The following is a 14,477-nucleotide window of genomic DNA, read 5'->3' on the forward strand; positions in this document are numbered from 1 at the left end:
TACAATTTTTCCCTTGAAATATTTTGGGCTATAACCCTTGGTTTCCCATTGAATAGTCGCAAGCAACCGCAATTATTGTGGATAACTCTGTGGATAAGTTGCCTTTAAAATAGGCTTTAACCACATTGATAGATTTTTATTTACATATGAAATTCCTTAAACCATAGTTAGACCCATGAGTGTTCTTGTAGCTCATCGTGACTAGCAAAATGTTGGTTACATTAATTGAAAACAATGTTAAGGAGTTTTTTATGGGAAAACATAGTGATAAAAAACCGCCAATCCTGCTGAGAAGTATGAGAAGTAAGCGCGTAAGACTTTTCTCATTATTTACAGCACTAGCTGCTTCAATTTCCATTGTGGTTGGTAACGGTGTAATTAGCGGAGCATATGCATTCGATACGATTCCTACGTATTCAAACACAATTACTGGTTGTGGAGTTGTGAGTAATTATCAGAGATTATCTGCAGTAGACGATAGGGACACGTATTGCGTTGATACTTATGCTGGGAATAGTCTTTATGCGGATACTTCTTGGAATCCTGTAATAAATAATCGTGAAGTTGCGATCGCTGCAATGATGATAAAGCTCAGCAATCGTGAAAACCAGTATAGAGATAAAGTAGCAATTGCCTATGCTATGCATGAGCATTTTGATTCTGATAAATCTAAATGGGAGGATGCTAAAAGGCGTTCGTTCAGTACTAAGGATTTTAGTGAAATAGCTGCTAAAGCTAATGAACTTTGGGAAGAAGCTGCTGGCAAAATTCCTACAAAGGTTTTATTCAAAGATGAAAGTTGGTATGGAAGTGATGTTGGTGAAATAAAGGTAAAAGCAGAAGGTATTACTAGAACAAGATATGACAGAAAAGATGGTGTTAAATTCAAAATAACAGCATCGAATAATAATGTTGTATTCCAAGATAATTCTTATTATGGCAATAAAGAAAAAACAAAAGAACGAAATGGTGTTATATCTACAAGCGAAGACTATGCAGATGATTTTAAATGGATCGCAAATGGAGAAGGAAAAGTTAATATTAAAGGCGAGTATTATCTCCCGAACTTAGAGAAACAAAATACAGAACATGGTTGTTATTTGCTTAGATTATCGCAATCTACTGTGAAATATGATTTTGATGGTTCAGTGTCGGTTGATGTTCATAGAGAATTCTACCCAACTGTTACTTCAAAATCAGACGTTAATGAGCTAAAACTAGGTGATTCGGTTGAAGATAAGGTTAAAATCGGTGTTAAGCATGAAGATAAAAATCCGTGGATAGAAAATAAGAAGATTCGCGCACGTGGGTATTACTTTGTCGGTTCATATGACAGCATTCTAAAAGAACGAGCAGCAGGTGACAATGTATCAAATTATATAAAGAATTTGCGCGCTGATTCTACTATTAGACAAGTAGCTGCAAGTGATGTTTACTTTAACAAATTAGGTGAAGAAGTTAAAGCAATAGCTCATATAACAAATGGTGACATGAATCCAGAAAACCTCAAAAATTCTGCACAATATAAGGTTACTAATGAGGACGCTGGACTATTTGGAACATGGGTTTGGACTATTTCTAAAGATGAACAAGAAGATGATGTTAAAGGTTTTGTAGCTACTGATTTCATCGAAGGATTTGGTAAAACTAAATCTACATCGGCACATAAAGCAAAAATAAGCATAAAGCATATAAAAGATACTAAGAATAAAGATTCAAATAATGTATCAGACACAATAGTTGTTAGTGGTGTGCCAAAAGACTACGGAAAGTTTAATGGCAGTAAAGACTACGGTTTTAGCAGCGATGCAAAGATGAAAGTTCGACTTTGGTGGAATGCTAATTTAGATGAAAAATTAGATGCAGAACCTAATGAAGATTCCAATCACAGTAAGGTTGGAGAGTGGGAAGTTCCATTGCGAAATGGTACATATACACTTGCTGACGGAAAAATTATGTTGAAATACAGAGAAAATTCCTCAGCGGAAGAGAAAGTAGAAAAATTAGCCAGCATTGTGAACGTAAATGCTGGTAATACTGGAAAATCTGGATTATATGTATTTGTATATGATTTCCCTGGATCTTCTAGAGCAGAAGCGTTTAAAACGGCATATAACGATGAAGACAGTAGAAGCAGATTTACTCAAGAAAAAGAAGAGCATAAAACAGTAAATAATAATTCTGCAGGTAATACTGGTGATTCCAAGCCAAGTGGAGATGTTAAGCCGAGTGGCGGGAATAAGCCGAGTGGCGGAGATGTAAAACCAAATGGTGATAAGCCAGATGGTGGTAATAAGCCGAGCGGAGACGTAAAGCCGAGTGGCGGAGATGTAAAACCAAATGGTGACGTTAAGCCAAATGGTGATAAGCCAAATGGTGATTCCAAGCCAAGTGGAGATGTTAAGCCGAGCGGTGGAAATAAGCCAAATGGTGGAAATAAGCCGAATAGTGATTCCAAGCCAAGTGGTGAAAGTAAGCCAAGTGGTGATGTAAAGCCAGATGGTGACGTTAAGCCGAGTGGTGGGAATAAGCCAGATGGTGGAGATGTTAAGCCAAGTGGTGATGCGAAGCCGAGCGGTGACGTTAAGCCAAATGGTGATAAGCCGAGCGGTGATTTAAAGCCGAGCGGTGAAAGTAAGCCAAGTGGTGATGCGAAACCAAGTGGAGATAAGCCAGATGGTGGTGATAAGCCAAGCGGAGATGTAAAACCAAATGGTGATGTAAAACCAAATGGTGACGTAAAGCCGAGTGGTGACGTAAAACCAAAAGGTGACGTTAAGCCAGATGGTAATAAGCCAGATGGTGGGAATAAGCCTAGTGTGGATTCGCAGGGTGGCAACTCTGGTCAGAATACTCAGAATGGTGTTAATAAAGGTGATAACGTATCTACGAATAACAATGATAATAAAAATGATAATAAAGTAGACAACAATGATAATAGTGGGGAAGAATCTGGTGAAGTCACTAAGAATGAGATAGATCCAAAAACGTCTGCTGGAGGCGCTGTTGTAGACAATATCGTCAACAAGCAAGACTCTCATGATCAAGGTGAGCAACAAAATAATAAACAAAATACGCAGCCAAATACTAATCAAAATACACAAAGTCAAGGCAATAGTACCCAGACTGCGCAGAATCAAGGTGACCAAAACGCTGGTTCGCAAAAACAACATCAGCAAACTGGTGATACTGAAGGTAAACAAGATAACAATATTAATGTAGATAATTCTCAGAGTGGTTCTGATTCTCATTCTGATGCTAATAGTGATAATACAAATGTAAACGGTTCTTCGCAAAAGAATAATGAAAGTAATAAAGTAGATAAAAGTAATAAAGAAAATAATGCTGGCGTAATAGATAAAACAGACGCAGGTAAATCAGGTAAATCAGATAATGCTGTGAATGCTGGTAAAGCAGAGAATTCTGGTAAAGCAGATAAAGCAAGAAACGCTGGTAAATCAGATGTGAATGCTGATAACACAGAAAACACAGGTAATGAGAATTTGAGTAGCAAAAATGTTCACAGTGATAAAGCAGATAAGTCATCTAAGAAAGATTCTGGTAGTAGCGTAACTGGGCATAAAGTCAATACGAATAATGATAAAAAAGATGCTCGCACAACAAAGAAAGCAGCTTCTGCAGCAGTTTCTAGCTTAAATACTGATGAACAGAATGATAATAAATATGAAGAAGGAGCATCTGGTTTAGGATCTGAGTCGTTTGCAGAAAGCCAATCAGGGTCTACAAATACAAAAAGGAATAAGCACAGACATGCCCGTGCAGGTGCTGTAAGTGCCACATCTTTATTTAATGCTGGTATAAAAATTGAGAGTGTTTTGATGCTTTCTATGGCAGTATTACTTATTGCTGGTGCTATAGTTTTGGGCAAAAATATATATCGCGTTGTATATTAACAAAATATTAAATACAAATAAAAATTGTTGCGTTGTATAATATGCATAAAGATATGGTTTATTGACGTGGTGTAGTTTATGCATGCATACTATACAACGCACAATTTTGATATAGACAATATGTAAGAAGTGCTGTTTATATTACGAGGTTTTATATGAGCGACTACAACATAGATAAAGAAAAAATGTTGGTTCGTCTGCATAGGGTATGTGGACAGGTTCATGCTGTTGAGAATATGATCGAAAAGGGAGAAGATTACACAAATATTCTTATGCAGCTTTCTGCTTCTACGGCGGCTCTTAGAGCTGTTGCTCTTATAGTTGCTCATCAGGAAATCTCAAAAGCTTTAGAGGCTGCTCAAAATGCTTCAGATCAAAAAGTTACCGACAAGAAAGTTGCTGAACTTGTTGATGTCGTAGATCATTTGATGAGATACGATAAATCGTGATTCGTGATTCTAACGGTTTCGTATGATTTATTTGTAGCGTTTAAAACTGTTTGAATTAAAAACGACTTGAATATTAAATATGAAGAGTATGCGAACCGTAACTGATTTATCTGAAGAGCCTGCGCACTTTGCTTTCGTGGAAAAGAAGTCTGAATTTATTTCAGATGTTTGCCATATAACAACTCTTGAAGAAGCAATAGATTTTGTAGAGTCTATTAGGCTAAAACATCCTAAGGCGAGGCACGTGGCTTATGCTGCTGTGTGCGGAGACAATAATGGCAGACTGTGCGAGCACATGAGTGATGACGGAGAGCCTTCAGGTACTGCTGGGAAACCTATTCTAGATGTTGTAAGAGCTTCCAATCTTACAGATACAGTTGTAACAGTTACGCGCTATTTTGGTGGTATTTTGCTTGGCTCTGGTGGATTGATGCGAGCTTATTCACGTGCAGCAGCTGGTGCTATACAATCGAGCAAAATGTCAGATATCATAGAATGTAATTGTTTTTCTTGCAAAGTCGAATATACTCAGCTAAGAATGTTTAAAAGCTTATTGTTAAAACATAACGCAGAAATTATGGATGAAGAATACGGAATTTCTGTAGATTTAAAGGTTTGTGTTCCTTTTGAAGAGTCAGACAGATTTTTAGAATCAGTAAAAAATACATTTTCAGCTATAGTAATTCCTAAATCATGTGGTGTTTACAGTAGGATTTCCTGATAAAGTTTTTCTCACCTTGTCTGTTTTAGAATTTGTGTCGTAAAACTGATACATTATATTGGACATTGGTAGCTAAAAGGTTGGTGAGTAGATTATGAGTGATATACAAGATCAAAATAATCTTGAGCACAATGATGATTCGCGTAGTAATTCTCATGACGATTCTCATGAAATTTATGAGCCTTTGACATCTATTTATGAGCGTTTACGCCACTCCAGTAACTCTAAAGAGCTTCACGAATTTGCTGTAAAAGAACTCCCAGATAGAGCGGATCAAGCAGAATTTTCTAGGGCTACGGCATTACTAGAAGCTGTAGCTGGGAACATAAATACTCCAGAAGAAGATCGTATTCATCTCGCAACAGTGATGCCATTCCCTAATATTTTGGTTAAACTTTCACAAGATAAATCTGATAATGTTCGTTTAGCTGTTGCTAAAAATCGTAATGCTAAAAATTGGCTAGTAGGAAGACTTACTAAAGATTCTTGCGGAGAAGTTAGAGATGCTGCGTTGTGCAATCCGCAGACATCATGGAAAATGCGTCTCGAGGGTGCTCAAACCGAAGGCGTTGGGTCAAAAACATTAGATTACTTAGCCTCACTTGGTGTAGGTGAAGAAAGTAAGGATTCGCCAGTACTTTCCGCAATGGTAAGAAGAGCAGTGGCGCTTAATCCTGGTGTGTCGCAGCCAACATTGATGGCTTTGTCAAAAGACAAAGACCCAGATGTTTCCTCTGCTGCATTAGAAGTTTTAAATAAATAAAGTTTTAAATAAATAAAAAAATTTATATAAGTCTTGAGTGTAAAATTAAATTAAACAATAATTGCATACGTTTGCATAAAAAACTCACATATATACTACGATGGAAACTATGAACAATAAAAATGAAGAAAGTACTCAGCAGACAAGCCCATTAAGGCGTTTGGCTGAGTTAATGGGAGTACGCTCCAAATTCGTTGGATCGGATGGAGTGGAACATCAGATTGCTGATGACGTGCTTGTAAAAGTATTGCGCTCGCTGTGCGTAGATGCAAGCACCGATAAAGCGATTGAAGAATCAATGCAGAAGATTCTTTTGGAACGTCATACACGTTTAGTTGCTCCAACGGTGTTGCATACGGTTGGTAAAGAAGACACTGTTATAATCAACACGGGTATTTTGGAGTATCCTACAGCGACTTTGATATTGGAAGATGGAGAACAGTACAAAGGTGACTTGCAGATTTCTCCATGCAAAGATGATGTTGCGTTCCCTGTTAATGGTACTTTTGTGGCAAGCTCTTTGTTGACAATTCCAGCAGACGTGCCTATGGGGTATCACACTTTACGAATAAGCGTCGCGGATCGAGTAGAAGAGGCGTCACTTATTAGTGCTCCAGAAAGCATCGATACTCTAGAAAAACTTGAAAAAGATGGAAAGCAGATCTGGGGATGGATGGCTCAGCTTTATTCCATTCGTTCTTCTAAGTCTTGGGGTGTTGGCGATTACGCAGATTTGGCTGATCTTCTTGTGCAATCAAAGAAAAAAACAGGCGCAGATTTTGTGCTTGTAAACCCATTGCATGCAGGTGAACCAGTTGCGCCATTAACACCATCTCCTTATTTGCCAGTTGCAAGAGGAATGGTTAATGTAACCTATATTCGCCCAGAAATCATTCCAGAATACGATTCGCTTAATGATAAGGATCGTAAGACTGTTGACGATCTTCATAACGAAGTAGAGCCTCTTAATAATGATGCTCAAATTGTTGATCGTGACTCCATGTGGCGAGTAAAAATGCATGCTTTGTGGATTATTTTTAAATCTGGGCTTTCTGCTGAACGCTCCGAAGAATTTGAAGCATTTAAGCAGGACATGGGTGAGCGTCTTGAATCTTATGCAACCTGGTGCCTTTGCTACGATAAGTGGGGTGCTCCTAAGGGAGAAGACTGCTGGGAGAAGCATCTTACTAAAGATTCCGATGAAATTAGCGCTTTATGTAAACAATTCCCAGATACTCTAGAGTTTTATCGTTGGCTTGAGTGGATTGCGTTTACGCAATTGCATGATGCTCAAGTTGCAGCTAAAAATGCGGGTATGCGCATCGGCATTATGTCTGATATGGCTGTTGGTGTGCATCCTGCAGGCTCCGAGGTTTGGTGGAATCCAGAGCGATTTGCCAATGGTGCTTGCGTAGGTGCGCCTCCTGATTACTTCAATCAGCAGGGTCAAAACTGGTCTCAGCCTCCTCTTAATCCATTCGAGCTTGAGCGCACTGGATTTAAAGTGTACAAAGATATGGTTCACGGAATGTTTGCGTCTGCTGGTGCTGTGCGAATTGACCATATTCTTGGGCTTTTCCGCTTGTGGTGGATTCCAGAAGGATCTACTCCAGGTGACGGAGCTTACGTTTACTACGATGCAGATGTTATGCTTGGCATTCTTGCGATTGAAGCCACGCGCGCAAATGGTGTTGTAGTTGGAGAAGACCTTGGTGTTGTGCCAGCTGAAACTTTGGAAGTTTTGGCTAAGAATAAGGTTCTTGGATGCACAGTTGAGTGGTTTGAACAAAGGGACGGCGAATTCCGCGAGCCTAAGAAGTGGCGTGAAATGACACTTGCTTCTGTAAACACTCACGATTTGCCACCTGCTGCAGGCTACTTAAACTACGAGCACGTTAATATTCGTGAGCGTTTGAATCTTCTTTCGGGATCCGTAGAAGAATTCCGCGCTGGGGCTGTTAAAGAGCATAATGCAATGTTGAAAATGCTTGTTTCTGGAGGTTTCTTAGACAAGAAGGCTCTAGAAAATGAATCTGAGCATGAGCAAGAGATTGTGGAAGCGTTATATCGAGCGCTTAAAGCTGCTCCTTCCAAGCTGCTTGCTGCATCCATTGTTGATGCAACGGGTGAACATCGTGCTCAGAATCAGCCTGGCACCAATGATGAATATCCAAATTGGCGTATTCCTTTGGCTGATGCTAATTGTAATCCTGTTCTTTTAGACAACTTATTTGACTTGCCTAGAGTTAAGTCTTTAGTGCAAATCATGAATAAGTAGTTCTAGATGTGTGATTAATTGCGGGCTGCAGCGTTTGCCGATATTCGCGAGCGTTGCAGTCCGCATTGTATGTAAAATAGAAACTTGCAAATAGTCGTCATATAGCGATATACTTGCAGATTGTTGTGTTTCCCTAAGGGGTCCTTCAAAGCGCTTTTCCCACTCGCCATCGAGGACTTTCAGGGAGCCCACGGATTATGAGCAGCATATCTCCTATAAACCAAGAAGATATAAAGCTCGAAACACAATAGAGAAAAGGTACGATTGTGAAGACTTTCACACCGAAACCAGCAGATTTAACTCATGACTGGTATATTATCGACGCCACTGATGTGGTGCTTGGTCGTTTGGCTTCCCAGGTAGCCATTTTGCTGCGTGGTAAGAATAAGCCAATATTTGCTCCTCATGCTGATTCTGGCAATCACGTCATTATCATTAACGCAGATAAGATTGCTTTAACTGGCAATAAGTTGAGCAAGGAATTGTATTCTCACTCTGGTCGTCCAGGTGGACTTCGTCGCGACAGCTATGCTGAGCTTTTGGAGAAGAATCCAAAGCGCATCATCGTTTCCGCTGTGAGGGGAATGCTTCCAAAGAATCGTCTTGCTAAGGTTCAGCTTGATCGCCTTCGTGTGTTCACTGGTGCTGAGCATCCTCATATTTCGCAAAAACCACAGGTCTTCGAGATCTCTCAGGTCTCTCAGCAAGCTAAGTGAATCGTAAGGAGAATATGATTATGGTAGATAACAACAACTCCGCGGTTCTTGAGAATGAAGAAGAACTGACTAGCTATACAACTGAGACAAACGCTGGCGCAGGCACTGGTACTTCTGCCGTTGCTCCAGGCTATGGCACTGGTCGTCGTAAGGAAGCCGTTGCTCGCGTTCGTTTGATTCCAGGTACTGGCAAGTGGACTATTAATGGTCGCGCTCTTGAGGAATACTTCCCATCTCGCTTATTGCAGCGTGAAGTTAATTCCCCATTTGTGCTTTTGAAGCTTGAAGGTAAGTTCGACGTTGTCGTCTTGGTAGACGGTGGCGGCACCACTGGTCAGGCAGGTGCAATCCGTTTGGGTGTTGCTCGTGCTTTGAATGCTATTGACCGTGATGCAAACCGTGCTTCCTTGAAGAAGGCTGGCTTCTTGACTCGCGACGCTCGCGTTGTGGAGCGCAAGAAGGCTGGTTTGCACAAGGCACGTCGTGCACCTCAGTTCTCAAAGCGTTAAGCTGCGAAGAATTTATATTTTCAATGGCTTCTGGCTTTTGCTGGAAGCCATTTTTGTATCTAATGCGCTTGAATGTTCTAAATGTTATTAATCGTTTATAAGTAATCATTAAATCTAACATTCTAGAAAATTTAGAGGATAATCGCACATAAATAGTCACAAATAATAACAAATAACGAACATTAGAGGATAAACCTCGCTCATAAATAGCGCAACTCGCTGCAAATCCAAAATAGTACAGTAAATCAAGTAGATTGTGAACTGTATCACATTGTTAGACATTTAAGATGTGTTTATAAAGAAGATTCTTCATGTAAATGTCTGCATATGAAATGTAAATATAAAATATATGAATGATCGAGGAGGACCAAATGGCGCAGGCGCAAGAAAAGGCGCAAGAAACAGTGCTTGATGAAAAAGAGCAAGCAGCATTAGCAGCCAAACGAGAAGTAGATGAATTAGCTAAAAAAGCAAAGGTTGCTTTAGAAGAGTTTGAAAAATTAAATCAGGAGCAAGTAGACAGAATCGTAGCAAAAGCGTCTATTGCAGCGTTAAACAAGCATTTAGTCTTAGCAAAAATGGCTGTTGAAGAAACAGGTCGTGGATTAGTTGAAGATAAAGCCACAAAAAACATTTTTGCATGCGAACATATTACTCATTATCTTGCAGGTCAGCGCACAGTAGGAATTATTCGAGAAGATGACGTTCTTGGAATCGATGAAATCGCTGAGCCAGTAGGCATAGTAGCAGGCGTGACTCCAGTTACAAACCCAACATCTACAGCCATTTTTAAGTCTCTTATAGCTCTTAAAACTCGTTGCCCAATTATTTTTGGCTTCCATCCATTCGCTCAAAAATGCTCCGCAGAAGCTGCAAGAATTGTGCGCGATGCAGCGATAGAAGCAGGAGCGCCAGAAAATTGCATTCAGTGGATTGAACATCCATCAATCGAAGCAACTGGAGCTTTAATGAAGCATACAGATGTTGCAACAATTCTTGCAACAGGCGGTCCTGGAATGGTTAAGGCTGCTTATTCTTCGGGAAAGCCAGCATTAGGTGTGGGTGCAGGAAACGCTCCAGCATATGTTGATGCGGATGTAGATGTTGTGCGAGCTGCAAACGATTTAGTGCTTTCAAAGCATTTCGATTACGGTATGATTTGCGCAACCGAGCAGGCGATTATTGCGCATAAAGACGTGTATGAGCCATTGTTAAAGGAATTGAAGCGCAGAAAAGCATATTTCGTTAATGCTGATGAAAAAGCGAAACTCGAACAGTATATGTTTGGTTGCACTTCGTATTCAGGTCAAACTCCTAAGCTTAATTCAGTTGTTCCAGGAAAATCTCCTCAATATATTGCTCATGAAGCTGGGTTTGAGGTTCCTGAGGATGCTGTGATTTTGATTGCAGAGTGCAAGGAAGTTGGCGAAATGGAGCCTCTAACAATGGAGAAGTTGGCTCCTGTTCACGCTTTGCTTCGCGCGGAAAATAAGGAACAAGGCTTTGAGATGTGCGAGAAAATGCTTGTGCACGGAGCTGGTCACACTGCTGTGATTCATACCAACAATCAGCAGCTTGCTCGCGAATATGGTAGCCGCATGCATGCTTGCCGAATCATTTGGAACTCTCCAGGATCCTTGGGTGGTGTTGGCGATATCTACAATGCAATCGCGCCTTCTCTCACTTTGGGCTGTGGTTCTTATGGTGGAAACTCTGTTTCTGGAAACGTTCAAGCAGTAAATCTTATTAATATAAAGCGCATAGCGCGAAGGAATAACAATATGCAATGGTTCAAGATTCCGGCCAAAACGTATTTTGAGCCGAATGCTGTTCGCTATTTGCGAGATATGTATGGCATTGAGCGCGCAGTTATTGTGTGCGATAAAGTGATGGAACAGCTTGGAATTATAGACAAGGTGATTGATCAGCTTCGCGCTAGAGATAACCGCGTAACGTTTAGGATTATTGACTACGTTGAGCCAGAGCCAAGCGTTGAGACTGTTGAGCGCGGCGCGGAAATGATGCGCGAAGAGTTCCAGCCAGACACGATTATTGCTGTTGGCGGTGGATCTCCTATGGATGCTGCAAAGATTATGTGGCTCCTTTACGAGCATCCAGAAATTTCCTTCGCAGATTTGCGAGAAAAGTTCTTCGATATTCGTAAGCGCGCGTTTAAGATTCCGCCTCTTGGTGAAAAGGCTTGCTTGATTTGTGTGCCAACGTCTTCTGGAACTGGATCGGAAGTTACTCCGTTTGCAGTTATTACAGACCATAAGACTGGCTACAAGTACCCGATTACGGACTATGCGATTACGCCTTCGGTTGCAATCGTGGATCCAGTTTTGGCGCGCACACAGCCTCGTCGTTTGGCTTGCGATTCTGGTTTTGACGCTTTGACGCACTCTATGGAAGCTTTTGCTTCTGTTTATGCTAACGACTTTACGGACGCAATGGCATTGCATGCAGCAAAGTTGATTTGGGATAATCTTAACGATTCTGTGAATTCCAATGATTCCGAGCGCAAGATTCAAGCCCAAGAAAAGATGCATAACGCTGCTACTATGGCTGGAATGGCGTTTGGTTCGGCGTTCCTTGGAATGTGCCACGCAATGGCGCATACAATCGGCGCTTTGTGCCATGTTGCACACGGCCACACAAATGCAATTTTGCTTCCATACGTGATTCGCTACAATGGTCAAATTCCACAAGAGCCTACAAGCTGGCCAAAGTACAATCGCTACATCGCTCCAGAGCGCTACCAGCAGATTGCAAAGAATCTTGGCGTAGATCCTGGTAAAACTCCTCAAGAGGGCGTTGAGAATTTGGCGCGTGCTGTTGAAAATTATCGAGATAATCTTCTTAGTATGGATGCTTCGTTTAAGGCGTGCGGCGTGGATGAAGAATACTATTGGTCTTTGTTGGATCAGATTGGTATGCGTGCTTACGAAGATCAGTGCGCTCCTGCAAATCCGCGTATTCCTCAAATCGAAGATATGAAGGATATTGCGATTGCAGCGTATTATGGTGTTTCCCAAGAAGAAGGACATCGTATGCGTTTAGAGCGCGAATCTAAGTAGAATCTAAGTAATTTTAGATCACGAATATAAGTAATTATTGAATGATTATCTAAGTGATTCTCGAATGATTATTTAGATGATTATTGAGTGATTTATTGTATATTTAGTTGCAAATGGCAGAGGCTGCACTAGCTGTAGTTTCTGCCATTTTTCGTTGGAAAATAGCCGACACGCCCGATTTTTGTTAATCCAAGGTTGATGGTTTAATTACTTAGTTGCCTGTTTTTAAGGCTCGCATATTGTAATTCAAAAAAGCGAGCGCAGAAACAGAAATCGCAATTTTTGTTGATTTTTGTAGGCTGCGCACTGATGTGGAATGACCTTTAGTGTCTATTCTCCCGGTGCCCTTTGATACAGGTTGGTAAACAGTAAACGAATCGCTAGAAAGGGCGGACGGCAATGGCGGGACAGAAAATCCGCATCAGGCTTAAGTCCTATGACCATGAGGTCATCGACCAATCGGCGAAGAAAATCGTCGAGACGGTGACGAACGCGGGCGCCACAGTAGTGGGTCCGGTTCCTCTGCCGACCGAGAAGAACGTGTTTGTTGTTATCCGTTCTCCTCACAAATATAAGGATTCTCGCGAGCATTTCGAGATGCGCACTCATAAGCGCCTCATTGACATCGTTGATCCAACGCCAAAGGCTGTGGATTCTTTGATGCACATTGACCTGCCTGCGGATGTAAATATCGAGATTAAGCTGTAGGAAGGGGGGTAAATAATGTCGCAAAATAAGAATCGCACTGCTTTGCTCGGCCGTAAGCTGGGCATGAGCCAGGTTTGGGATGAGAACGGCCTTTTTGTCCCCGTAACTCTGGTTGAGGTTGCTACTAACGTAGTTACCGCTGTTAAGACCGAAGAAACTGACGGTTATTGCGCCGTACAGCTCGGTTATGGCCAGATTGATCCTACCAAGGTTACCAAGCCATTGGCTGGTCACTTTGCAAAGGCTGGCGTGACTCCTCGTCGTCACCTCGCTGAGGTGCGCACTGAAAATGCAGCAGATTACAAGCCAGGTCAGGAATTGACCGCTGAAGTATTTGCTGAAGGTGCCGAAGTCGACGTAACGGGTACTACAAAGGGTAAAGGCTTTGCTGGCACAATCAAGCGTTGGGGCTTCAAGTCTTACCGTCGTACTCACGGCTCGCACAAGAATGAACGTCGTCCAGGTTCTGTGGGCGCATGTGCAACTCCAAGCCGCATTTTGAAGGGCAAGCGTATGGCTGGTCGCATGGGTCATGTGACTTCTACTGCGCTCAACCTCACAATCGTTTCTTCGGATGTTGAGAACGGTATTTTAGCTATTAAGGGTGCTATTCCAGGACCTAAGGGTGCTATCGTTCTCGTCCGTTCGGCAGTGAAGGGAGCCTGATTTAAATGGCAAACGTAACTCTGAACGTAACTGACACCAAGGGCAATGCAAACGGAACTGTTGAAGCTCCTGCTGAGATTTTCGGCATCTCCAACGAAGACGTTTTGGCTCACGGTCCATTGGTTCATCAGGTCGTTATTGCTCAGCTTGCTGCTGCTCGACAGGGTACTCACGCGGTTAAGAATCGCGCTAATGTATCTGGCGGCGGTAAGAAGCCATGGAAGCAGAAGGGCACTGGTCGTGCTCGTCAAGGCTCCATTCGTGCTCCACAGTGGGTACATGGTGGCGTTGTACATGGTCCAGTTCCTCGCAAGTACGATCAGCGTACTCCAAAGAAGATGAAGGCAGCTGCTCTTCGTTATGCTCTTTCGGATCGTGCAAATGCTGGTCGCATTGCAGTTGTGGACTTTGGTATTAAGGATGTTCCATCCACCAAAGCAGCAGTTGCAGCACTTACACCAGTAACTAAGGATCAGTTCACCACTGTTGTTCTCTCTCGTGAAAACATCAATGAGTGGATGTCTGTTCGTAACATTCCAACGGTGCATGTGATCTTCGCTGATCAGCTCAACACCTACGATGTCATCACCGCTCAGTACGTAGTCTTCTCCAAGGAAGGTTTCGAAGCCTTCGTTGCAGCTAAGACCGAGCCTGAAGTTAAGGAGGCCTGATTTAA

At 41.8% G+C, this 14,477-nt stretch carries 11 protein-coding genes; all 11 read left to right on the top strand.

Annotated features, from left to right (window positions below; translation table 11 throughout):
* The first annotated feature begins 251 nt into the window (after nt 1-251).
* The 11 genes from ABVC65_RS02905 (at nt 252) to rplD (ending at nt 14,472) form a co-directional block, all read left to right on the top strand.
* Nucleotides 252-3,914, top strand: coding sequence for a hypothetical protein (locus ABVC65_RS02905; RefSeq protein WP_353582562.1), 3,663 nt, complete (start codon nt 252-254; stop codon nt 3,912-3,914).
* A gap of 155 nt (nt 3,915-4,069) precedes the next feature.
* Nucleotides 4,070-4,363: a metal-sensitive transcriptional regulator gene (locus tag ABVC65_RS02910; RefSeq protein ID WP_004114342.1), complete on the top strand. Its 294-nt coding sequence runs from the start codon at nt 4,070-4,072 to the stop codon at nt 4,361-4,363.
* A 79-nt stretch (nt 4,364-4,442) separates the two neighbouring features.
* Complete coding sequence (locus ABVC65_RS02915; RefSeq protein ID WP_353582563.1) at nt 4,443-5,084, top strand: YigZ family protein; 642 nt, start codon at nt 4,443-4,445, stop codon at nt 5,082-5,084.
* Nucleotides 5,085-5,178: 94 nt separating this feature from the next.
* A complete protein-coding gene (locus tag ABVC65_RS02920; protein WP_353582564.1) occupies nt 5,179-5,847 on the top strand; it encodes an AbrB family transcriptional regulator in 669 nt (222 codons plus the stop codon).
* Between the two features lie 109 nt (nt 5,848-5,956).
* Nucleotides 5,957-8,125, top strand: coding sequence for a 4-alpha-glucanotransferase (gene malQ, locus ABVC65_RS02925; protein ID WP_353582565.1), 2,169 nt, complete (start codon nt 5,957-5,959; stop codon nt 8,123-8,125).
* Nucleotides 8,126-8,391: 266 nt separating this feature from the next.
* Nucleotides 8,392-8,841 (top strand): 50S ribosomal protein L13, encoded by a 450-nt coding sequence (gene rplM, locus ABVC65_RS02930; RefSeq protein ID WP_353582566.1) that lies wholly within the window; start codon nt 8,392-8,394, stop codon nt 8,839-8,841.
* Nucleotides 8,842-8,861: 20 nt separating this feature from the next.
* Nucleotides 8,862-9,350 (top strand): 30S ribosomal protein S9, encoded by a 489-nt coding sequence (gene rpsI / locus ABVC65_RS02935; protein ID WP_004114350.1) that lies wholly within the window; start codon nt 8,862-8,864, stop codon nt 9,348-9,350.
* Between the two features lie 371 nt (nt 9,351-9,721).
* A complete protein-coding gene (adhE, locus tag ABVC65_RS02940; RefSeq protein WP_353582567.1) occupies nt 9,722-12,427 on the top strand; it encodes a bifunctional acetaldehyde-CoA/alcohol dehydrogenase in 2,706 nt (901 codons plus the stop codon).
* Between the two features lie 399 nt (nt 12,428-12,826).
* Nucleotides 12,827-13,135 (top strand): 30S ribosomal protein S10, encoded by a 309-nt coding sequence (rpsJ, locus tag ABVC65_RS02945; protein ID WP_003808013.1) that lies wholly within the window; start codon nt 12,827-12,829, stop codon nt 13,133-13,135.
* A gap of 15 nt (nt 13,136-13,150) precedes the next feature.
* The gene (rplC, locus tag ABVC65_RS02950; RefSeq protein ID WP_004116043.1) at nt 13,151-13,801 is read left to right on the top strand and encodes a 50S ribosomal protein L3; all 651 of its coding nucleotides are present in this window, start codon (nt 13,151-13,153) and stop codon (nt 13,799-13,801) included.
* A gap of 5 nt (nt 13,802-13,806) precedes the next feature.
* Entirely contained in the window at nt 13,807-14,472 is a 666-nt protein-coding gene (gene rplD / locus ABVC65_RS02955) for a 50S ribosomal protein L4 (protein ID WP_004114353.1), read from the top strand.
* The last annotated feature ends 5 nt before the right edge of the window (nt 14,473-14,477 follow it).

It is taken from the genome of Gardnerella vaginalis (genome assembly GCF_040427915.1).
GTDB lineage: Bacteria > Actinomycetota > Actinomycetes > Actinomycetales > Bifidobacteriaceae > Bifidobacterium > Bifidobacterium vaginale_C.

Bases quoted from the DNA above. Each gene is read 5' to 3' on its own strand.
- ABVC65_RS02905 (WP_353582562.1), top strand. From the start codon at position 252: ATGGGAAAACATAGTGATAAAAAACCGCCAATCCTGCTGAGAAGTATG.
- ABVC65_RS02910 (WP_004114342.1), top strand. From the start codon at position 4,070: ATGAGCGACTACAACATAGATAAAGAAAAAATGTTGGTTCGTCTGCAT.
- ABVC65_RS02915 (WP_353582563.1), top strand. From the start codon at position 4,443: ATGAAGAGTATGCGAACCGTAACTGATTTATCTGAAGAGCCTGCGCAC.
- ABVC65_RS02920 (WP_353582564.1), top strand. From the start codon at position 5,179: ATGAGTGATATACAAGATCAAAATAATCTTGAGCACAATGATGATTCG.
- malQ (WP_353582565.1), top strand. From the start codon at position 5,957: ATGAACAATAAAAATGAAGAAAGTACTCAGCAGACAAGCCCATTAAGG.
- rpsI (WP_004114350.1), top strand. From the start codon at position 8,862: ATGGTAGATAACAACAACTCCGCGGTTCTTGAGAATGAAGAAGAACTG.
- adhE (WP_353582567.1), top strand. From the start codon at position 9,722: ATGGCGCAGGCGCAAGAAAAGGCGCAAGAAACAGTGCTTGATGAAAAA.
- rpsJ (WP_003808013.1), top strand. From the start codon at position 12,827: ATGGCGGGACAGAAAATCCGCATCAGGCTTAAGTCCTATGACCATGAG.
- rplC (WP_004116043.1), top strand. From the start codon at position 13,151: ATGTCGCAAAATAAGAATCGCACTGCTTTGCTCGGCCGTAAGCTGGGC.
- rplD (WP_004114353.1), top strand. From the start codon at position 13,807: ATGGCAAACGTAACTCTGAACGTAACTGACACCAAGGGCAATGCAAAC.